Genomic DNA, 22,704 nt, shown 5'->3' on the forward strand with positions numbered 1-22,704 from the left:
TCAAGCGTTTAATCATAAATGAGAGTGCGTCAATGGAAATAGCTCAGGTCGGTGAAGCGATATTACGCCAAATCGCTAAACCCATAGTCGAAAAAGACATTCGCAGTGCTGAATTTAAAGCGTTTGTGGAACAATTGCTCAATACAATGTTAGCCGCCAACGGTGTGGGCATTGCTGCCCCCCAAGTATTTGATGAGCGGGCGGTGATGATTATTGCTTCGCGCCCAAGCCCGCGTTATCCAAACGCACCCGATATGGAACCTTTGGTGTTAATTAACCCCAAAGTGATACAAAGTGCGGATGACACCGTAAAAGATTGGGAAGGATGCTTGTCGGTGCCTGGTTTACGCGGATTTATTCGTCGTGCTACTTGGGTGGAAATAGAATATCACCAGCAAGACGGTCAGGTAACTTCAAGGCGCTTAGAGGGATTTGTAGCACGCATCTTTTTGCATGAGTTTGATCATCTAATAGGAAAAACCTGGCTAGATCATGTTGAAGTAAATACCGATATTATGGCTGAATCGGTGTGGCGCAAACAAATCGCGGGTATCGATGAATCGTAAACAAGCCGAGGAAGTTCGTTTTGTTTCCCCAGCCTAAGTAATTTTGTAAAGTAGGTGGTCAAAATAATGTTGGTATGCGTAAACCAACGCGACTAATTTTTAATCTGGGTTTTAGCATTAGGCAACTTCTGTGAATACCGTGAATATGAGTAAGGATATCCGTTGCGAGCAACGTCAAATAACAAATCAGTACTAAATACCTTAGCCGCCATTGCAAGTTGCCTTGTAGTGAGTCAGGTCAGTATGGCAGCACAGTCAGACATGAAAGAACAAAAAGTGTCTGTGGAGCAATCTGCTGCACAGACTGTCGAGGATGCCCTGAGTCCTCAAGCGTTGTTTGAGCAATGTGTCGTCGACTTACAAGATAAAGCTAAAACAGTTGGTGTGTCCCAACGGGTTACGCGCGATGTATTAGGTGGAGCGAAATATAAAGAGAAAATTATCTCGCTAGACCGAAATCAGCCAGAGTTTGTGCAAACCTTTACCGATTATTTTGAGAAACGGGTGAATACATGGCGCATTGATAAAGGCCGACAAATGCTTGCCAAGCATCGAGTGTTTCTGAACGAATTAAACAAAGAATACGGTGTGCCAGCTCAATACCTGTTAGCCTTTTGGGGCTTAGAAACCAATTTTGGCTCTTACAAAGGGAAAAGCCCAGTCATTGACTCTTTGGTGACTCTCGCTTGTGATAATCGCCGAAGTCGTTATTTTTCCAGTGAATTAATGCAAGCCTTGTTGCTCATCGACCGGGAAAAACTAGATGATAAACAAATGGTTGGCTCTTGGGCGGGCGCCATGGGACACACTCAATTTATGCCGTCTGCCTACATGAAATATGCCGTAGACGGAGATAAGGACGGGCAAATAAACCTGTGGAATAGTGAGAAAGATGCATTGGCTTCTGCGGCTAATTTTTTGAAAAATTTAGGTTGGCAAGCAGGCTACAAATGGGGCCGTGAAGTTAGTTTGCCTGAGCCATTTGATTATACATTAGCGGGAAAAAACAGCCCTAAGACACTTTCGGTGTGGAACGATGCCGGTGTGACTCGCACAGATGGTAATCCCATAGGTGCGGCTGATATCAAAGGCGCACTGCTGGTGCCCGCAGGACATGAAGGGCCATCATTTCTGGCTTATAAAAACTTCAATGTGATTTTGCGCTGGAACAACTCTGAATATTACGGCATAGCGGTAGGGCATTTAGCGGATCGCATTGCAGGCTTGGGCACCTTGTCGAAACCTCTGCCTAAGTTACCTGATTACACAGTAGATGAAATGCGTCAGTTGCAGGATAAACTCAATGAATTAGGGTTCGATGTAGGTAAAGCGGACGGTATTTTAGGGCCCGGTACGCGCAGTGGTATTCGCCAGTTTCAGCTTTCTAAAAATATGATTGCAGATGGCTACCCAGCGCGAAATGTTTTTGATGCATTAATGAACCAGCCCAGTCCGAGTAACTCTTAATCTTCACTAGCCTCTTGGCCGACTGCTCTTAGTTGGCCAAGCGATATGCTTTTATCAGATATGAATTTGGCTTTTTTAGTCACTTTACTGGGCTAATACCCGCTTTAGGTATATACTCCGCGGTCAAATTTTAAGCACCTTTTTTACTGTTTTTCTATCGTTTTGTGGAGTTGTATGTCCAACCTGAGTCAACCTGTCGCTAAATCGCCTGTTAAACGCCAGCCTGCTGAGCGTATGAAAGCCGAGCGCGGTCTTTTTTCTTACCCTAAATATTGGGCAGAGTGTTTTGGCCCTGCGCCATTTTTACCTATGTCACGCAAAGAAATGGAGATCTTAGGTTGGGATAGTTGCGACATTATTATCGTAACGGGGGATGCCTATGTGGATCACCCTAGTTTTGGTATGGCAGTCATTGGCCGAGTGCTAGAGTCGCAAGGTTTTAGAGTAGGTATTATTTCTCAGCCAGATTGGACCAATAAAAACGATTTTATGCAGCTAGGTGAGCCGAATTTATTTTTCGGTGTTACCGCAGGCAACATGGACTCCATGATCAACCGCTACACCGCTGAGCGTAAATTACGTCACGATGATGCTTACACTCCCAATAATGAAGGGGGAAAACGGCCCGATCGCGCGGTGACGGTGTATACCCAACGTTGCAAAGAAGCGTATAAAAAGCCTGTGGTGATAGGTGGTATTGAAGCGAGTTTACGACGTATCGCGCATTATGATTACTGGTCAGACAAAGTTCGTCGCTCGGTGTTGTTTGATTCAAAAGCTGACATGTTGATGTTTGGGAATGCTGAGCGCCCACTACTTGAAATGGCTCATCGTTTTGCCGCCGGTGAAAGCATAGATCAAATGCAAGATATTCGCGGAACGGCCGTGATCCGTAAAGAGCCATTGCCGGGCTGGCAAGGCGTGGATTCAACGCACTTTGATACGATAGGTAAAATTGACCCTGTTATTAGCCCTTACGAAATTATTGAAGATAAATGTGCTGTTTCCTCTGAAGCAGACAAACAAGCTGCCATTGAAGCGCAAAAAGCCCAGCCGATTGTAGTACAGCCGTTTACCTCAAAAACCAAGCGCCGCAAACCGTGGGATAAAACCTACGTGATGTTGCCGCCATATGACGTTGTCCGTGCTGAGAAAACCCATTACGCCCACACATCGCGCATACTACATAAAGAAACCAACCCAGGCTGTGCTCGTGCATTAGCTCAGCGTCACGGGGATCGAATTATTTGGATTAATCCTCCGGCATTTCCCCTTGAAACCCATGAAATGGACGCCGTATTCGACTTACCTTACGCTCGGGTACCCCATCCTCGGTATGGCAAGGCAAAAATACCGGCTTACGACATGATTAAAACTTCGGTGAATATCATGCGTGGATGTTTCGGCGGCTGTACGTTTTGTTCGATTACTGAACATGAAGGGCGCGTAATTCAAAGCCGCTCTGAAGAATCTATTATTCGCGAAATCGAACAGATCCGTGACAAGGTGCCAGGTTTTACTGGGGTGATTTCTGATTTAGGCGGGCCAACCGCTAATATGTATAAATTACGCTGTAAAAGCCCGAAAGCAGAGCAGGCTTGTCGTCGGTTATCTTGTGTTTGGCCAGAGATTTGTGGCCACTTGGATACCGATCAAACTCCAACAGTGGAGTTGTACCGTAAAGCGCGCAACGTGGAGGGGGTGAAAAAAGTCCTTATCGCTTCGGGCGTACGTTACGATTTAGCTATTGAAGACCCAAACTATGTCCGTGAGCTGGTCACCCATCATGTGGGTGGGTATTTAAAAATTGCGCCTGAACATACCGAGAAAGCCCCTCTGGATAAAATGATGAAGCCAGGCATGGGGACTTACGACAGATTCAAAGAACTGTTCGACAAATACACTATGGAAGCAGGCAAAGAACAGTACCTAATCCCGTATTTTATCTCTGCTCACCCAGGCACCGAAGATGAAGATATGTTGAACCTGGCGCTGTGGTTAAAGGAGCGTAATTTTAAACTCGATCAAGTGCAAAATTTCTACCCCTCCCCTATGGCGAATGCCACCACTATGTATCACACAGGGAAAAACCCGATACATAAGGTGAACCATAAAAGTGAAGCAGTGACGGTGGCTAAGGGGGAAATTCGTCGGCGATTACACCGTGGTTTCTTGCGCTATCATGATCCGGCAAATTGGCCCATGTTGCGCAAAGCACTTACTGACATGGGGAAAGCGTATCTGATTGGCAATGGCCCTAAATGCTTGGTGCCAGCAGAGAGCCGTAATGAGCTAAAAGGCCGTGAGCAAAAAGAATATGCCAAACGCGCAGCAAATAAAGCGTACGCGAAAGGGAAGGGGAATGGTCATCAATCAGCTAAAGGTAAAAAAGCGCAACAAGGTTTAACCCGATTCAGTGATAACCAACCACACAATAAAGCGGGCGGCACGGAAAAAGCGAGTGATACAAGCCCAAGTAGTCGACGCAAAAAAAACAGTCATAAGCGAAGAAAGCCACATTAAATGTGGCTTTCTGTTTAAGGGCGATGATAAAGCTAAGTCGATTATTGACTGAGCGCCTTGATAATTTGCTCGCTAAACGCAGGCAGGTCATCTGGGTTACGACTGGTGATGATCTGACCGTCGATCAACACCTGTGCATCTTGCCAGTTAGCGCCGGCGTTACGTAAATCAGTTTGAATGCTGGGATAAGAAGTTAAGTTTCGCCCTTTCACGATGCCGGCTTCAATCAGTAACCATGGCCCGTGACAGATCGCGGCAACCGGTCGTTGTTTTTCATCGGCGAAAAAGTCTTTAATAAAGGCAATGGCTGCATCGCTGGTGCGTAAAGTGTCAGGGTTGAACAAACCGCCCGGTAACACAAGGGCGTCATAGTCTTCGCTTTTTGCCTCTTGCAGCGTTAAGTCGACCTCAATCGATTCGCCCCAGTTGTTTTCATCCCAGCCTTTAATTGTGCCTTTCTCAAGGGAAATAATGTCTACCTTTACCTTCGCGTCTTTCAACGCCTTGAAGGGATGAAATAATTCGCTTTGCTCAAATCCATTGGTGGCTAAAATAGCAACGCGTTTGTTTTCTAGTGATTGAGTCATAGTTTCTCCTTCAGTTCCGCAAAAAATATACACGAAGAAATGCTAAGGGCGTGCCAGAGACGCAGCGTAAATAAATGAGCTCATATGCCCCGCCAGTGAATGGATGAGCGAAAGTGGGGGGAGGGGTTATCGTTTAGATCATCTTTTTCAGCGACCACATTTTACAGATAAAGGCAATTTTTACAGTACGAGGGAAAATACCCATGAGGCGAAAATTCCCGTAAGAAGAAAGTACCTATACAATAATAGGTTCCATGAGCTAAGCGCGCAAACGTGCCGCTTTAAGTGCTTCACCGGTAGCAACTCGATGATTACCTTATTTTATTTGAGAGATTTTCGACCGACGCTGGGAGCGATCAAACTGCTGATGTATAACGCATCTTTTGTCTCGAGCACCCCAGTGGTTAAGGGGTATTGGCCTTTTGGGTCTTGCAAGTCCATGACGACTTCGCCCTTTTCATTGATTTTAATTACATGACCGTAATCTTTGGCTTGAGGGCGCATGAAGCTAGGTAAGCGTTGCACTACTTTACGCAAAAATGGTGATCTAGATAAATCATCGAGGCTTTCGGAGCGTGGAGAGGCAAAACCAAGCCAATATCCGCCAGTTGGTGAGCGGGCTATGTTATCAGGAAAACCAGGTAGGTTATCGATAAATACCTCTGATGTGCCCGCTTTTGGTCCTGATAGCCAATAACGCATTACTCGATAACTCCCCGTTTCGTTTACAAGCACAGAGCGTTGGTCGTGGCTCACAGAGACACCGTTGGCAAAGACTAAATCTTCAAGTAGGACAGAGGTTGAGCGACTTCTTGGATCATATGCGAGTAAGCGCCCATTGCCTTTGTGTTCTAAGATCTCAAGTAAACTCGCTGCCAATGTGCCACCATAGGCTGGGGCACTGAATTTATTGGTCGCATCGCTGAAGTATATGGTGCCGTCAGCGGCAACATCTACATCATCTGCGTACACTATATCCGTTCCTGCCACTCGATTCGTGAGAAGGCTAATTTCCCCGCTGGGGCTAACCGACAATAAGCCTTTTACCGCATCTGCCACAAGTAAATGTCCTTGCTTATCAAACTCGATGCCTAATGGGCGGCCGCCAGTATTGACCCAAGTAGTGAACTCTTTATCCTTGGGGGCGAGCAGCATGATATTGCCAGAATGCGTTGCCGTAGCAATTGTGCCGTCGGGCAAAAAAGCGAAGTCTTCTGGTCCGTGTTGGCCATTTAGCGAAATATTCTCTAGGTTTGCTAGTCTGGTATTGGACGCATAGAGGCCTAAGTAGCCTGGATTTTTCGGTGCTTGCCAAGCAATAGGTTCTACGGGAACGGGCCAGAAAAGCAAATAAGTAATAAGCACAAATGCCGCGAGTAGGCTGAGCTTGAGATATTTCATAGTATCTTCCTGATATAAATAATGCGTAAATACCTAGGGCAGGTATAGCATGACGTTGTGGGTGAGTTAAATTGAGCTTAGTTATTCAGGATTATTTATTTACCTTATTAGTTAATTGAACCTGTCATCTAACAGCCAAGAAGCTGAAGTATGCTAATGACCGAATGAAAATGAAATGCTGTTTAGCGTTCAGGTTGGTACGCGATAAAATATAGAATCGCTAAAAACGCGTATTTTATTGTCAGTAAAAACGATTATCGCGGCACTTAACATCTTATTAACCCCTATTTTTGTAGGGAATAGCCGGTATAAGGCCATAAACATACAGGTTATTTTTATTTTTACGCCATAAGCCTTATACTTGCTCGGTTTTATATACATACTCAAGAACGTCCGGTGTTCTTTGAGTCAACCAAGAGGTCCTAATTGTGTTAGAAGCATATCGTAAACATGTTGAAGAACGTTCTGCCGAAGGTATCCCACCTAAACCGTTAAATGCCGAGCAAGTCGCCGGTTTGGTTGAGTTACTAAAAGCGCCGCCTGCTGGCGAAGGTGACTTTTTACTTGAGTTGTTGTCAGAACGAGTTCCACCGGGCGTAGATGAAGCTGCTTATGTAAAAGCGGGTTTCCTAAATGCGATCGTTACCGGTGAAGCATCGTCTCCTTTAATCAACAAAGACGCGGCTATCCAGTTATTGGGTAACATGCATGGCGGTTACAACATCGTCACTTTGGTTGATGCACTAGACAACAGTGAATTGGCTGAACTTGCCGCTGAAGAATTAAAGCATACCTTGCTGATGTTTGATGCGTTCCATGACGTGGAAGAAAAAGCCCGCGCTGGAAATGAGTTCGCAAAAGACGTATTACAATCTTGGGCTGATGCAGAGTGGTTCACTTCTCGTCCTGATTTGCCCGAGAAAATCACTTATTCAGTGTTTAAAGTCACAGGTGAAACTAACACTGATGATTTGTCGCCAGCACCAGATGCATGGTCACGTCCTGATATTCCATTGCATGCACGCGCTGCTTACAAAATGACACGTGACGGTTTAACACCTGAAGTTCACGGCGAAGTAGGCCCACTTAAGCAAATCGAAGAAATCAAAGCGTTAGGTCATCCTGTTGCTTTCGTTGGTGACGTAGTTGGTACCGGTTCTTCGCGTAAATCAGCCACTAACTCAGTCTTGTGGTTCTTCGGTGAAGACTTGCCTGGCGTACCAAACAAGCGTGGTGGCGGTGTATGTATCGGTGGCAAAGTAGCCCCTATTTTCTTTAACACCATGGAAGATGCTGGTGCGCTGGTATTTGAAGCTGACGTAGACAAAATGAACATGGGTGATGTGATTGACATCTTCCCTCTTGAAGGTCGTATCGCAAATGCGGAAACGGGCGAAGAGCTAACTAAGTACGAATATAAGTCTGACGTATTGTTAGATGAAGTACGTGCTGGTGGACGTATCAACTTGATTATCGGTCGTGGTTTGACTGAAAAAGCCCGTGAGTCATTGGGCCTAGGGGCTTCTGACTTGTTCCGTAAGCCAGACCAACCAGCGGACACGGGTAAAGGGTATACCCTTGCTCAAAAAATGGTAGGTAAAGCATGTGGTGTTGACGGTATTCGCCCTGGCACTTACTGTGAGCCTAAAATGACGACCGTGGGCTCACAAGATACCACTGGCCCTATGACCCGAGATGAGCTTAAAGACTTAGCATGTTTAGGTTTCTCTGCTGATTTAACCATGCAGTCATTCTGTCACACGGCGGCTTATCCTAAGCCTGTTGATATTGACACTCAGCACACCTTACCTGATTTCATTATGAACCGTGGCGGTGTTTCACTTCGCCCAGGTGACGGTATTATTCACTCTTGGTTAAACCGTATGTTGTTACCTGATACTGTCGGTACAGGTGGTGACTCACATACGCGTTTCCCTATGGGGATTTCATTCCCTGCAGGTTCTGGTTTGGTTGCTTTTGCTGCCGCAACAGGCGTTATGCCGCTTGATATGCCAGAGTCAGTATTGGTGCGCTTTAAAGGTAAAATGAAACCAGGCATCACCTTGCGTGATTTAGTTCATGCCATTCCTTTATACGGTATCAAGCAAGGTTTATTGACTGTTGCTAAGAAAGGCAAAGTAAATGCCTTCTCTGGTCGTATTCTAGAAATAGAAGGTTTGGATGACTTGACCGTTGAGCAAGCGTTTGAATTGTCTGATGCGTCAGCTGAGCGTTCAGCTGCAGGTTGTACAATCAAATTATCTGAAGCATCTATTGCTGAATACTTGAACTCTAACATCACTATGTTGCGTTGGATGATCAACGAAGGCTACGGTGATCCTCGTACGCTTGAGCGTCGTGCTCGTAAGATGGAAGAGTGGCTAGCTAACCCTGAATTAATGGAAGCAGATAAAGACGCTGAGTACGTTGAAACTATCGAGATTGACCTTGATGAAATCAACGAGCCTATCCTTTGCTGCCCGAACGATCCAGATGACGCAAAAACCTTGTCTGACGTAGCTGGCGAGAAAATTGATGAAGTATTCATCGGTTCTTGTATGACTAACATTGGTCACTTCCGTGCTGCAGGTAAATTGCTTGAGCAATACAATAAAACGTTACCAACGCGTTTGTGGATTTCTCCACCGACTAAGATGGACAAAGCGGTATTGATGGAAGAAGGCTATTACAACATCTACGGTCGCGTAGGTGTACGTACTGAAATGCCTGGTTGTTCATTGTGTATGGGTAACCAAGCACGTGTACTTGCCAATTCAACGGTATTGTCTACGTCAACGCGTAACTTCCCTAACCGTTTGGGTGATGGTGCTGATGTTTACTTGTGTTCTGCTGAGCTTGCCGCTGTTGGTGCAATTGTTGGTCGTATCCCGACTACTGCTGAATACATGGAATACGCGAATAAGATTGAATCTATGTCAGGTGACGTGTTCCGTTATTTGAACTTCGATCGTATCGAAGAGTTCAAACAAGCAGAAGAAGCAGCGAAAGAGAAGATCATCCCAGCTTTAAACATTGCTTAATCACTGATTTAACTCAATAAATTAGATGAAAATAACGTAAGCCGAACAGGTTAGTGCCTTGTTCGGCTTTTTTATTCTTTAAATCCGCATTTTTTCAATCTGCCGGATAGCTTCTATTCCTTTCTGTTTTACTGTGAAGTAGACTTTAGTCTAATAATTAAAACTAACTCATTGTTTTCAAGTTGGTTTTATTTGGTTAATTATAAAGTCCTGTGGATACTGGCTCATAGTCATCATTGAGCTAAGGTGATTTATCTAAGTAAATGGAAGGCTTATGACATTTAAATTTTTACGCTGTGTACTACTTGTCGGCTGTTTTACGCTACTCATTCAAGTTGTTAATGCGCAGGAAGCGACACAACATCAGACGCTACCAACCGTTCAGATTACGCTGCAAGATATAACTCTTGAAGTCGAATACGCCCATACCTTTGAACAACGTGCCATGGGATTAATGTATCGCAAAACGTTATGTGGACAGTGCGGGATGTTATTTAAATTTTCTGGCTCTAAAAAGGCCAGTATGTGGATGCAGAACACGTTTTTAGCATTGGATGTGGCGTTTATCACAAGCGATGGTGTTATCACCGATATCAAGCCTATGCAACCTCATGATTTAACCTCTGTTGGCGCTTCACAAGCGGTACTCTATGCATTAGAGATGAACCAAGGGTGGTTTGCTAAAAACGGTATCAAGGTAGGTGATAAAATGGTTATCAAGACGCCTTGATCACGAGTTTGGAGCGCGATATTCGTCGCGCCCATTTTTCTAAATAGTCACTATTCTAATTGACTGCTGTGCAACAGAGGGCGAATACGAGCTTGGGTGGCTTGCTCGAATCCGTAAGCAGCTTCTATCAAGACTCCCTCACTTTTCGCTTTGCCAAAGAAGCTCATATTGACCGGCATACCGCTGACCGCTCCCATAGGAACGGTAATGTGCGGGTAACCTGCTACAGCAGCGGCACCGCTTGCTGAGCCAAGGAAATGATCGCCATCGATGTGGTCAATTTTCCATGCGGGGGCGGTTGTTGGAGCAATAAGTAGATCCACCTTATATTTTGCTAGCGTGGCGTCAATTCCTTCTTTACCCGCTTTTTGTTTCGCGTTTTTTAACGCATCAAGATAACTTTGCTCGGTTAATTCAGGGGCTTGCTGAGCGCTAATAAATATTTCTTGGCCGAATATAGGCATGGTGCGCTCTTCTGCTTGTATATTTTTATCTATTGCCTCTTGCAGACTTTTGATTGGGGCGTTGCTGTTGGTCAAATAATGATTCAAGTCTGTTTTAAACTCGGCCAGTAAAATACTGTACTCGTCTTCATTCCATTCGCCTTTATTTTCAATGTTGGCATTGTCTACAACGATTGCCCCTGCTTTTTTTAGCACGCTTAATTGGTTTTCAAATATGTCGTCAAGTTGTGGGTGATAGCCCATCATATTGCGCACTACGCCAATCCGCTTGCCTTTGAGTCCGTCAATCTTTAAGTGTTCGGATAAAGACAATGGTGCAAAGCTGGCTGCGTCTTTTGGATCTAGGCCCATCATGGCTTCTAACATGATGACAGCGTCGCTTACTGAGCGTGTCATTGGGCCGGCGGTATCTTGTGAGTGAGCGATAGGAATAATCCCGCTGCGACTAACAAGGCCTAAGGTTGGTTTGATGCCTACAATACCGTTTACCGCTGCAGGGCAGGTAATCGAGCCATCTGTTTCTGTTCCCACCGCTAGTAGGGTTAAATCAGCAGCGACGGCTACCCCTGAGCCTGAACTTGAGCCGCAGGGAGAGCGAGTCGGATCATGAGGGTTTAATGTTTGTCCATGCAGGCTGCTCCACCCACTTGATGACATGGTCGAACGAAAATTCGCCCATTCCGACAAGTTCGTTTTACCTAAAATAATGGCGTCTTGCGCTGTTAATTGTTTAACGAGAAAGGCGTCTTTGTCTGGCACATGTTCGCGCATTAACCAAGATCCTGCGGTGTTCGGCATACCGCTGGCATCAATATTGTCTTTGAGCAGCACGATGGCGCCAAATAGTTTGCCCAGAGGCGCGTCACTCTTAAGTTTCTTGTCTAACGCTGCCACCTGTTCAGCGAGTTGCTGATTAAGCGTGACGACCGCATTGAGCTTAGGGCCGTTATCGTTGAATTTTTCTATTCGCTGTAAATAGTAGTTACTCAATTGGGCGACCGTAATTGTGTTTTCACGCAATAAGGTTTGTGTTTCATTGAGGGTGAGTTCATGCAATTGCTTAGAAATGGCTTCACTGGCTCTTGTAGCAAAACTACTGGCTGCGATCAGAGCTATGACGATCCCGCTCGTGAATGTATTGTTGATGGTTTTGCATCGGAGCATGTTCGTGTTTCCTTAACTGACTGTATTTGCGCCATTAATTCGAATGGATTTGGCGGTTTTTATTATTGATCTTTTAGATCGCGATCTGTTTTTACATGGTTAAATTCGTAAAGTGGAAGACACTATCGCATAGGCTATTCCAAAAAGTGTACAGAAACAGATAAAATGTACTTTATCTGCGCTAAAAAACTGGTAATTTATGGCATCTTTTTTGTACATATTTTAATTAGGAAAAACATTGAGTGACTCTTCGATAAATGTAGCTAAATTTGGTGGTACCAGCGTTGCAACTTACGCAACCATGCTTAATTGCGCCAAAGTTGTCATGGGTAACCCCAATACAAAAGTAGTTGTGGTCAGTGCGTCTGCTGGGGTAACGAATATTTTGGTTGAGCTTGCCCATAAGGCACTTACCAAAGATGAAATTTCCGCTTACGTTGAGCAAATCCAAGCTATTGAATTCGCGATTTTAAATGACTTAGGTGCGCCAAAATTAGTCGCCGATAAGTTATTAGAACTTCTTGAGTCATTGAAGCAATTGGCGTTTCATGAAGAAATCCTGCATCGTCCAGATCTTAAAGACAGTTTGCTGTCGCACGGTGAGCGCATGGCTTCGTTGTTATTCAGTGAAGTATTGACTCAGCAAGGTTTACCAGCGGATAACTTTGACGTGCGCAAAGTGTTGCTGACAGACAGTGAATTTGGCCAAGCCGCACCGCAGCTAGATGGAATCAAACAGCGCGCCACGCAATTGATGGCCCCTGAAATTGCCAAAACTGTGCTGGTTACACAAGGTTTTATTGGTTCAGATGAAGCGGGCAATACGACGACTCTGGGCCGCGGTGGTTCTGATTTCACGGCCGCGTTATTAGCAGAAGCCTTAGGTGCGCAAAGCTGCGAAATATGGACAGATGTGATTGGCGTGTATACCACAGATCCACGCATCACAGATGCAGCCCGTCCTTTACCGGAACTTAGCTTTGAAGAAGCGGCTGAAATGGCAACATTTGGCGCTAAGGTTTTACACCCTGCGACCATGGAGCCTGCACTTCGTCAGAACATCAAAGTGTTTGTTGGTTCAAGTAAAGAGCCTGAAAAAGGCGGTACTTGGATTGTACGTGATTGTGAGCATGAACCGTCTTATAGAGCCATAACGCGCCGAAAAGATCAGGTTATGGTGACAGTGAAAACACCTAAGATGATGTACGCTCAGGGTTTCTTACAGAACGTATTTACCATTATTGCGAAACATAACTTGAGTGTTGATTTGGTGACCACGTCTGAAATTTGCGTGTCGTTCACCTTAGACAACCCGCCAAATTCAGTCTTGCAGCGTTTAAATCGTGAAACTATTGAAGAACTTAGTCAGATTTGTGAAGTTGAATTAGAAGAGCATTTTGATCTGGTGACCGTGGTCGGGAACAATATGCACAGTGCTGCTGGCGTCTCTAGCCGTATATTTGCTGCGGTGTCTGATTTTAACTTACGCATGATATGTTTTGGCGCGAACGTACATAACATGTCTATGTTAGTGAGTGAGAAAGACAGTTCAAACGTGGTGAAAGCTCTGCATAAGAGTTTGTTTGAAGATGAATAACTCAGACCTTTAATCATAAAAAAACCGCTAACTCAAAAAGTAGCGGTTTTTTTGTTTTTAGCTGAACAAACGAGGCGTTCTATGCATTGAACGTCAAAGTTTACACCTTAAATTGTTGTACTGAGCTTTGCAGTTCTTCGGCTAGCTTCGCCACTTCGTGACTCGATTCAGACGTTTGATGCGCCCCTACAGAGGTTTCTTCAGCGATATTCACTATGTTTTCTAACTTCTGACTGATTTCTTGGGATACCACATTTTGCTCTTTCGCTGCCTGAGCAATCTGTGAGCTAACGTCGTAGGCTTTGTGCACCGCGTCAGAAATGAGTTGTAATGCGCGGGTAGAGCCTTCGGTTTTCTCTACACAGACAGTGGTTTGTTCTTTGCCTTGATTCATCACAGCGACGGCTTTTTCAGCACCGGCTTGAAGCACTTCAATCATTGAATTGATTTCTTGTGTCGATTGCTGCGTACGGCTGGCAAGTGTTCTTACTTCATCTGCTACCACGGCAAAGCCACGACCATGTTCACCTGCGCGAGCGGCTTCGATAGCTGCGTTGAGTGCCAATAAGTTAGTTTGGTCAGCAACGCCGCGAATAACGTCTAAAATGCCGCCTATGCTAGCACTGTCTTGATGAAGCTTATTAATGACCTCAGCGGCTTCTTCAACATCACGCGCAAGCACTTCAATAGTTCGAATATTCTCTTCAGAAATGGCTTTAACTTTCTCTGCCTCTTCATCAGCGTGCTGAATTTGGCGTAGCGTATCTTCTGCACTTTGGCTAACAACCATAGACGTGCTATGCATCTGCGTGGTTGCTGTAGCGACTTGGGCGATTTGAGATTTTTGTTCTTGAATCGATGTTGTCGTTTGCAAAGTGACTGCTGATGTTTCTTCTGATGCCGCGGCTAGCTGTGCTGAGCGAGAGCCTATCCCGGAAATAAGCAACTTTAAACTGTCGATAAGGTTGTTACAGTTGGTGGCAAGTGTTCCAAACTCATCGTCTGACGAGTCATCTAAACGACGGGTCAAATCCCCAGAGGAAACCACTTTCAGCATCTCATTTACTTTGTGTAGAGGCTTAATGATGGCACGCACGCCAAAGAATGCGATGACACTGGCAATCAGCACTGAAATAATCACAATAAAGATGGTTTTTAAGTTACCTGAACTGATAGAGCTCTTAACTGATTCTTTGGCGACGGTAGCTTTGTTGTCAGCCAATTTCGACAAGGTATTCAGTTTGGTAATCGCGAGCTCAATATTGGCATCCGATGCCCTGTAGGCCGCGGTTGCATCGTTTTGTTTATTAATTTTTTGAACTTGGTTTTGCAACAAGCCGGTTGGGGAGCTGACTAAATCTAAGACTGAACCGGTCATCTGGTATATCTCAGATAAGGTACCGCTCGGATCTCTGCCCCCAGCGGCATTTTGAATATCACTCAAGGATTCACGGATTTGATTAAGCACCAATTTAACTTCATTACCCAAGGTGTCGGCTCTAACCAGATTTTGGGTTTTTATGTATTCAGCACTAACAGTGATAAGTGACATTAAGTTTGTTTCGAGACGATTAGCTAATTCTGATGCTTTAGTGAGCTGGGCGTTATTTTGTACTTCGTCCAAATCTGAGAAGTCTAGGATTAGCGACGATGTATCGTCAGCATTGTCTTCTATATCCCCTAACTGATCTTCTAGCGTATTGCGTAATGTTAAGTCGTCCTGGCGGCTGTTAAATAGCGTCAGAACGTTTACTTTGTAGTCTTCGTAAATAGTGTCAACCTCAGCTAATGAGGCCTTCAACTCAGGCTCTTGGCTAACCACACGTTTTAACGTATTAAACTCGCTTTCAAATATACTTTGGCTACTATTGAACGCTTCATTCTTTTCATCTAGCCCACTGAGCCCATCGCCATAGTAGGCTTCAGCAGTTAGACGGCCCATATTGAGAAATGATACCTTGAGTTGACTACTTCCGCTTACGGTGGGAAATGCAAGGTTACTGACCTCTTCAGTGGCGTCGTCAATATCATTTAACGTGGCGAGTGAAAATATTCCCATGACGATAAGCAGCGAAGTAATAATGGCGAAACCACCTACAACGCGCATAGCTACTGTCATTTTCATGTGTGATCTCCAAGAAACGAGTTTATTATATGTGTTCGAGCGATTACGATGCTGTCGATTCAAGCTAAGTTAAGCTGAGCCAGCGAGTGTTACACACAGCTCATTGTCTTCCATTAGGTTAGGCGTATATCATTTGCCCTTTAGGTATAGAAAACAATACCTGTCTTTTATCTTTTCTTTACCAGCTACTTAATCTCTTCTATGTAGTATCGACATACATTCGAGTTACATTAACTAACTTTCCGACTTTACTCTAATTATTATTGGGAATAACGGAGAAATACAAAAAGGGTAATATTCGACAATGGCTTGGAGGAAGTAACGGCTTAGGGAGTCGATATTTGTTGGTGTGTGTCAATTCGCAGTAGGGTCATGTGCCCACCCCATACATACCCAGTATCCAGAGCAATAAATGTCTCGCTATTTGTCTCGCCGTCTAACGCAGCCCAATGACCAAAAACAACCTTTTGCTGTGCTTCGAGCTGTGGGTTTTTGATTGTAAACCAAGGGGTAAGGGATTTTGGCGCATCATTTGGGTGGGTTTTACAATCGAAGTCTAGTCGATTGTCTTTTTCCAAAAATCGCATCCTGGTAAATGCGTTGATGATAAAGCGTTGCCGTGCTTCACCCGTCAGATCATCACGCCAGCGGCTTGGTTTATCACCGTACATATTTTTTATTAGCTGCTGCCATTGTGCGCTTTGTAATGCATCACTTATTTCAGTACTTAACTGGATTGCTTTGTCAAAAGACCACGCGGGATAGAGGCCGGCGTGGGCCACAAGCATGGAGTGGTTGATGGACATAGCCAACGGTTTTGTACGCAGCCAGTGGCAATATTTGGCAAAATCCCCTGAGGTAATTACATTGTCTAGTTTATCGCCTTTTTTCGCGCGTTTTACACCGCAATATATGGCTAATAGATTAAGATCGTGGTTTCCCAGAACGGTTTGAAAACTATCACCTAACTCATAAAGATACTGAAGCGTGTCTAAAGATTCAGAGCCTCGTCCTATAAGATCACCCACAGCATAAAGTGTGTCGGCTCCTGGGGCAAACCCGACTTTATTTAACAGGTTTTTTAGACCGCTTAAGCAGCCCTGTATATCACCAACGATGTAATCAGCCATAAGGAATTCGGGTTTAATTGATCAGGTGTGGTACAGCAAGGCGGAAAATATCAATCGGCACGCGAAACAGTGCGCCATCTTTATCCTGCATCTCATAAAAACCTTGCATAGAGCCCACTGGGGTATCAAGTACTGCGCCGCTGGTGTATTGAAAACTATTTCCACTGTCTATTTGTGGCTGTTGACCGATTACGCCTGCACCTTCAACTTCAGATTGTTTGCCATTTCCATCAATAATGAGCCAATAACGGTTGATCAGTTGCACGCTCTCGTGGCTATTGTTGGCTATGGTAATTTCGTACGCAAAGGCATATTTATCTGCTTCGTTGGCAGCATGCTCCGGCAAATGTTGGGTATTGACACTAACATTGATTTTGTCACTTAGCTCGTGACCAGAAACAAAAGGGGTGGTCATTTAATTCTCCTGAACACTAAACGCAAGATCAGCTATTTGGCCGAATTGAGCCAATGATAAGTTCTCAGCTCGTAACTCAGGATTAATATCCAATGAAAGCAGTTGTGCTTCACTTACGCTTTCTTTCAAGCTATTGCGTATGGTTTTGCGGCGTTGATTAAATGCTTGGGCGCAGACTCGATTGAGTACCTCTTCGCTTTTAACCGCCACAGGCCTTACTTTATGAGGAATAAGGCGCACAACAGCTGAATCAACTTTAGGCGGTGGGTTAAACGCGCCTGGCGGTACGTGGATAACCGGCATAATTTGGCAGTGATATTGTGCCATGACCGATAAACGCCCGTAATTTTTGTTACCCGGCGAGGCCGCAAGTCTGTTCACGACTTCTTTTTGCAGCATAAAATGCATGTCTTGTACTTTATGAGCAAAGGAAAACAAGTGGAACATCAAAGGAGTCGATATATTGTATGGCAAGTTTCCGAACACCCTAAGTGGGTTTTCTTCACTGAACAGCTCAGAAAAATCAAATTTCAGGGCGTCTTGTTCAACGATGTTTAGCTTGCTGGCAATGAAGGGATGCGTGCGCAAACGTTGGGCAAGGTCACGGTCTAACTCGACTACCGTTAATTTATCGATGAGTTCGCACACAGGCTCCGTGATTGCACCTAAACCAGGGCCAATTTCCACCACATTTTGCCCCTTCTGTGGGTTAATGGCAGAGACAATTTGATCGATGATGTAAGGGTCGTGAAGAAAGTTCTGACCGAAACGTTTTCTGGCTGTGTGGCCTAAGTGTTGTTTACTCATTGTTTACTTTTTGCCAAAGAAATGGCTTCCTTAATAGCGATGCGGAAACTACCAACATCGGCTTGGCCTGTAGCGGCTAAATCGAGTGCGGTTCCATGATCCACTGAAGTACGGATAAAGGGAAGTCCCAAAGTGATATTGACTGCCTGTCCAAAGCCTTTGTATTTTAACACAGGAAGACCTTGGTCGTGATACATAGCAAGTACTGTATCAGCTTGTTGTAAATACTTCGGATTAAAAATTGTATCCGCTGGTAGCGGCCCCGTGAGGCGAACGCCATCTTGACGCAATACTTCGAGAGCCGGAATGATAGTGTCGATTTCCTCGCGGCCTATATGCCCATCTTCGCCGGCATGAGGATTTAATCCGCAGACAAAAATATGAGGCTGGTCAATACCAAATTTGGTTTTAAGATCGTGATCTATAATACGGATCACCCGGTCCAACTTAGGCCCAGTAATCGCAGCTGAAACTGCCGTTAGTGGAATGTGGGTTGTAGCAAGTGTCACACGTAAACCTTCGGTAGCAAGCATCATCACCACTTCTGGCGTATTTGACTGCTCGGCGAAATATTCAGTATGACCGCTAAACGCAATACCCGCTTCATTGATAATGCCCTTGTGTACTGGACCTGTCACTAATGCTTGGCACTCACCACGTAAATTCATTTGGCAAGCCTGGTGCAGCGTATTGAGCACGTATTGACTGTTGGCTTCATTTAACTGTCCCGCTGTGACATTGGCGCACAGCGGAACATCCACAATATACAATGCGCCGGCGGGCTGTATGTCCTGACAATTTTCGCTGTAGGGCAACAAATTGAGTGGCATGCCCAGCGCCTTTGCACGGTCGCGCATAAGGTCGGCGCTTGCAACCACTACCAAGATGGCTTGCCATTGCTGCTGAGCTAAGGCAATCGTTAAATCAGGACCGACCCCGGCAGGTTCCCCCGGGGTAATCGCAAGCTTAATGGTCATCGTTTAGCTGTTGTCTTTTTTATCAAGTAATTCAACGTATGCGCTGTCACGCATTTCTTTTAACCAAGCCTCGGTTTCTTCAGCAAACTTACGCTGGAACAACAATTGATACGCTTTGTCTTCTTTGCGCTTTTCAGTGGCGTCTTGCACACGTTTGTCCATCAGTTGCATTAAATGCCAACCGTGGGTAGAGCGTACAGGTTGGCTTATTTCGCCCACCTCTAGTTTCTGCAATGTGTCTCTAAAAGCTGGAACATATACGTTAGGGTCTGCCCAACCTAAATCCCCGCCGCGTAACGCCGAGCCTGGATCAGCAGAATGTTCTTTGGCCAATTCGGCAAAATCAGCTTCACCTGCAAGTAACTGTTTTCTGAATTCAATCAGCATTTTTTCAGCTTTTTCGTCGCTCAATATCACCGAAGGTTTAATCAAAATATGACGCGATTTAAGTTCGGCTACTTCAACTTTTTCTATGCCGCGAATATCAATTATTTTTAATACGTGAAAACCCGCGCCACTGCGAATCGGGCCGATAAGATCATCTTTGCTTGCGCCTTGCACGGCTTCGGCAAACAGAGTCGGCATAGAGTTAATGTTCATCCAACCTAAATCCCCCCCTTCAAGGGCCTTAGAGCCAGAAGAAGACGCTGTTGCTATCTTGGCGAATTCGGAGCCGTTATTCAGTAATTCGAGCACTTTTTCAGCTGTGTCTTTGGCTTTGCTTACATCTGCATCAGTTGGGTCTGGCGGAAAGCCAATCAATATATGCCCAAGGTGGTACTCAGCTTGTTGGCCGCCTTGCTCGTCAATTAACTTAACGAGATTACTAATTTCTTGCGGTGTAATGTAAATACGACGACGAACATTCGCACGGCGAACCTCACCAGAGATCAACTCTTTACGTACTTGCTCACGATAGACTTCAAAACTGACGCCTTCAGAAGCAAGACTTTGGCGCAGCTGTTCAACAGTGGTGCCGTCTTCTCTTGCAATATTGTCAATGGTTTGATCTAACTGAGGATCGCTAATTTGAATCCCCATGCGATCAGCCATTTGGCTTTGCAAACTATCAACGATCAGGCGCTCTATCGCTTGGGTACGTAGTACGCGATCCGATGGTAAAGTTTGATTATTGGTTATCGCGTTACGCTTTACAGTACTGACTAGCTCTTCAATTTGGCTTTCCAGTACCACGCCCTGATCGACGATCACTGCCACATTGTCCAAGCGAGTTTGCTTGGCGAACGTGCTAAACGAAATAAATGCCAAAAGGGCAAAAGTGACTACAGTTAATTTCATATTTATGGTTACTTATTAATTAAAATTTACACCTAAGTGTTTGGGTTATATTTTTATTGTACATGGGGCTAATCTAACAGATAAGGCTGCCGATAGCCGAACAATCCATCTCTTAACATGTCGCGCCCTGAACTATCACCGCCAATTCCTTTAAACAAGAATTGAATGGCGATACCTGAATCAAACTCGTCTGTGCTTTGTAGCCCGTCATCATCAAAACGACTGGTTAATTGACGCTGAGCGACAATGCGCAGTGCCCAGCAACAGGATTCATATTGAAAACCTGTGTAGCTTTCGATGGTCCGATGGCGCTCTATATCACGATACCAGCGGCCTACCCAATACCAGTCGCGAGTAATCGGCCAACTGGCAGTTAACCCCAATTGACTAATTTGCTCGCCAGACAAATCCCGCACAAATCTGTGGTTAAATTGCACCATTTTGTCTCTGGCTAGTCGATATTCAAGGCCAATACTACTGCGCTCAACTTTGTCGGTTTCGGTGGATACTTGCACTTCGCTGTGAGCTAGCCACTTACTGCCGATGCGCCAATCCAACTCTGCTGCTAAGGCTGACCTGTCGTCTTCTTTACTTGCTGCTGTGACCTTGTTGTCTTCAAGATAGAAAATCTGACCCAAGCTAAGTTTAAATTGTTCCCTATTATCTTTATCAATTATGCGCGAGGTGACACCAAGGGTCACTTGATTTTGGTCGCTGATACGATCTAACCCAGTAAACTCCTGACCTCGGAACAATCCACCGAAATCGTTAAATAAGCGAGTTGTATCATATAAGCCGATATCTGATTGGTCTTGGTAACTGGTATACAAATATTGCGCTCTTGGCTCCAACGTTTGGGTTACATCTGAGCCGAACCAATGAGCTTGTCTTTCGAACACCAAGGCACCGTATAATTTGGCTTGACCTAATGTACGTGACACATCACGAGAAAGGTCGGTTCCTTCGATGTTTTCTTGGCGATATACGGTATGCATAACGGATGTTTCGGCGAGGAATTCGCCCCAACTGTTCTCAAGTGGCAGGCTTAAAGTGGGCGCTATATGGGCACGAGTCGCCTTAGGACTTGTGCCATTTGCATTGTCAAAACGAGCCAATTCCGAGTGAATGTCAAATTTAAAACCAGCGGGTAAGTCACTTGTGTAATCAAGCTTTAGCTCAGGTAAAGCGCGGTAGGTATCGTCATGATCACCTAAAATTTCAAAGTCCCGCAGTTGTAAACTGACATTCAAAGCATCAGAGTAATAGTGCAAGCCTAGGGTTCTGAACAAGTGAGTATCAGCTGAGTTGTAGTAGTTAGAGCCCAAGTCAACTATATAGTTATCATCACTCAAACCGTTGAAATCGACATTTACTTCCCAATTTTCGGATAAGGCCCCTTTATGGGTGAGTCTGTAAAAGTAGCGGTCTTCATTGGTGCTAGAGTCAGAATCGTTAGGCAAGTATTCAATATCGATCTGACCACTGTTTTGCTCAGTTAGGTAACGAAATTCCGTTTTTAACTGTAACCCTCGCTTTGTCATATAGCGAGGCGTAATCGTCGCATCATATTGTTGGTCTAGGTTCAGATAGTATGGTTGCTCATAAGCAAATCCGGTACTACTACTGCTGCCTACCTTGGGGAATAACAAGCCAGTCTCTCTTGCATCCGTAACTGGAAAAGAATAATAAGGAAGATAGAAAATCGGAATGTCTTGCACATAAAACACCGCGTTTCGCGCGACACCGCGTGTTTCATCGGGTTTGACTTTGATGCTATCAGCACGGACTAACCAATCTTCTTGGCCTGTTGGGCACGTTGAAAAAGTGACGCCATTTAATTGTAAACCTTGAGTTTGATCCACAACCAAAAGTTCCGCGTCCCCTCGCGCATTGAGCGTCGTTAATTCATATTGGGTGTCGGCAATTTCCATGCGGTTGTTTTGGGTGTTGAGCAGAACTTTCTGACTGGTAACACTTAGCTCAGGTGTTTGATAGGTAACATCTCCTGTTGCAATGAGCTGCTGGGTCGTACGGTCAATTTGTGCTCGATTTGCTATAATTTGCGAATCTTTATTGGTTATTTCTACTTCGCCCTCAAATTCTGCGAAATTATCTTGCTGAATCGAGGTCATATTAGATATAACTTGAATTTGTCCGTTAGGCAGACGCTTCTCTACCACGAAAGTATTTGCAGGTGCTGGACATGTTTCCTGAGCTGCCGCACTAAGTGAGCATAACGAGAAACAGAGCACGTGAAGAGGTTGCTTGATTTTCATACGGTAGGGTAAAAAGGCAGCCTGATAATGGTTAAAGTCACGGGAGTTAAGCTCCAATTTTAAGGGTTTCGCGCAGATTTACTAGTAAACTTGCAAAAAAAGCGATATTTCGCCATTCTTCGCTGTCAAATTTTA

16 protein-coding genes are annotated in these 22,704 nt (G+C 44.9%); 6 read left to right on the forward strand and 10 right to left on the reverse strand.

Annotated elements, in window-relative coordinates; genetic code table 11:
- The first annotated feature begins 32 nt into the window (after positions 1-32).
- The 3 genes from def (at position 33) to FX988_RS17325 (ending at position 4,556) form a co-directional block, all read left to right on the forward strand.
- Positions 33-566 (forward strand): peptide deformylase, encoded by a 534-nt coding sequence (gene def, locus FX988_RS17315; RefSeq protein ID WP_160181346.1) that lies wholly within the window; start codon positions 33-35, stop codon positions 564-566.
- A gap of 243 nt (positions 567-809) precedes the next feature.
- The gene (locus FX988_RS17320) at positions 810-2,033 is read left to right on the forward strand and encodes a lytic murein transglycosylase (RefSeq protein WP_254700793.1); all 1,224 of its coding nucleotides are present in this window, start codon (positions 810-812) and stop codon (positions 2,031-2,033) included.
- Between the two features lie 174 nt (positions 2,034-2,207).
- The gene (locus FX988_RS17325; RefSeq protein ID WP_160181348.1) at positions 2,208-4,556 is read left to right on the forward strand and encodes a YgiQ family radical SAM protein; all 2,349 of its coding nucleotides are present in this window, start codon (positions 2,208-2,210) and stop codon (positions 4,554-4,556) included.
- Between the two features lie 41 nt (positions 4,557-4,597).
- Here the strand turns inward: FX988_RS17325 and FX988_RS17330 are convergent, their stop codons facing one another.
- Both FX988_RS17330 and FX988_RS17335 read right to left on the reverse strand, forming a co-directional pair.
- Positions 4,598-5,143 (reverse strand): type 1 glutamine amidotransferase domain-containing protein, encoded by a 546-nt coding sequence (locus FX988_RS17330; protein WP_160181349.1) that lies wholly within the window; start codon positions 5,141-5,143, stop codon positions 4,598-4,600.
- 321 nt (positions 5,144-5,464) lie between these two features.
- Positions 5,465-6,544, reverse strand: a complete 1,080-nt coding sequence (locus FX988_RS17335; protein WP_160181350.1) for an SMP-30/gluconolactonase/LRE family protein — start codon at positions 6,542-6,544, stop codon at positions 5,465-5,467.
- Positions 6,545-6,972: 428 nt separating this feature from the next.
- Here FX988_RS17335 and acnB point away from each other — a divergent pair, with 428 nt between their 5' ends.
- Positions 6,973-9,585 (forward strand): bifunctional aconitate hydratase 2/2-methylisocitrate dehydratase, encoded by a 2,613-nt coding sequence (gene acnB, locus FX988_RS17340; protein WP_160181351.1) that lies wholly within the window; start codon positions 6,973-6,975, stop codon positions 9,583-9,585.
- Positions 9,586-9,859: 274 nt separating this feature from the next.
- Positions 9,860-10,315: a DUF192 domain-containing protein gene (locus FX988_RS17345; RefSeq protein ID WP_160181352.1), complete on the forward strand. Its 456-nt coding sequence runs from the start codon at positions 9,860-9,862 to the stop codon at positions 10,313-10,315.
- A 50-nt stretch (positions 10,316-10,365) separates the two neighbouring features.
- Here the strand turns inward: FX988_RS17345 and FX988_RS17350 are convergent, their stop codons facing one another.
- Positions 10,366-11,943, reverse strand: a complete 1,578-nt coding sequence (locus FX988_RS17350; RefSeq protein WP_160181353.1) for an amidase — start codon at positions 11,941-11,943, stop codon at positions 10,366-10,368.
- A 238-nt stretch (positions 11,944-12,181) separates the two neighbouring features.
- Between FX988_RS17350 and lysC the strand changes: the two genes are divergently transcribed.
- Entirely contained in the window at positions 12,182-13,540 is a 1,359-nt protein-coding gene (gene lysC / locus FX988_RS17355) for a lysine-sensitive aspartokinase 3 (protein ID WP_160181354.1), read from the forward strand.
- A 100-nt stretch (positions 13,541-13,640) separates the two neighbouring features.
- Here the strand turns inward: lysC and FX988_RS17360 are convergent, their stop codons facing one another.
- The 7 genes from FX988_RS17360 to FX988_RS17390 all read right to left on the reverse strand — a co-directional run bounded on the left by FX988_RS17360 (position 13,641) and on the right by FX988_RS17390 (position 22,626).
- On the reverse strand, positions 13,641-15,665 hold the full coding sequence (locus FX988_RS17360; RefSeq protein WP_160181355.1) for a methyl-accepting chemotaxis protein: 2,025 nt from the start codon (positions 15,663-15,665) through the stop codon (positions 13,641-13,643).
- 326 nt (positions 15,666-15,991) lie between these two features.
- Entirely contained in the window at positions 15,992-16,795 is an 804-nt protein-coding gene (locus FX988_RS17365; protein WP_160181356.1) for a symmetrical bis(5'-nucleosyl)-tetraphosphatase, read from the reverse strand.
- A gap of 13 nt (positions 16,796-16,808) precedes the next feature.
- Positions 16,809-17,210, reverse strand: a complete 402-nt coding sequence (gene apaG / locus FX988_RS17370; protein WP_160181357.1) for a Co2+/Mg2+ efflux protein ApaG — start codon at positions 17,208-17,210, stop codon at positions 16,809-16,811.
- Complete coding sequence (rsmA, locus tag FX988_RS17375; RefSeq protein WP_160181358.1) at positions 17,211-18,017, reverse strand: 16S rRNA (adenine(1518)-N(6)/adenine(1519)-N(6))-dimethyltransferase RsmA; 807 nt, start codon at positions 18,015-18,017, stop codon at positions 17,211-17,213.
- Entirely contained in the window at positions 18,014-18,994 is a 981-nt protein-coding gene (gene pdxA / locus FX988_RS17380) for a 4-hydroxythreonine-4-phosphate dehydrogenase PdxA (protein ID WP_160181359.1), read from the reverse strand. Before pdxA ends, rsmA begins: the two co-directional genes overlap by 4 nt.
- Before the next feature lie 3 nt (positions 18,995-18,997).
- Positions 18,998-20,293, reverse strand: a complete 1,296-nt coding sequence (gene surA, locus FX988_RS17385; protein WP_160181360.1) for a peptidylprolyl isomerase SurA — start codon at positions 20,291-20,293, stop codon at positions 18,998-19,000.
- Between the two features lie 68 nt (positions 20,294-20,361).
- Positions 20,362-22,626 (reverse strand): LPS-assembly protein LptD, encoded by a 2,265-nt coding sequence (locus FX988_RS17390; protein ID WP_160181361.1) that lies wholly within the window; start codon positions 22,624-22,626, stop codon positions 20,362-20,364.
- Positions 22,627-22,704 lie beyond the last annotated feature (78 nt).

Source organism: Paraglaciecola mesophila, from assembly GCF_009906955.1.
Taxonomy (GTDB): domain Bacteria; phylum Pseudomonadota; class Gammaproteobacteria; order Enterobacterales; family Alteromonadaceae; genus Paraglaciecola; species Paraglaciecola mesophila_A.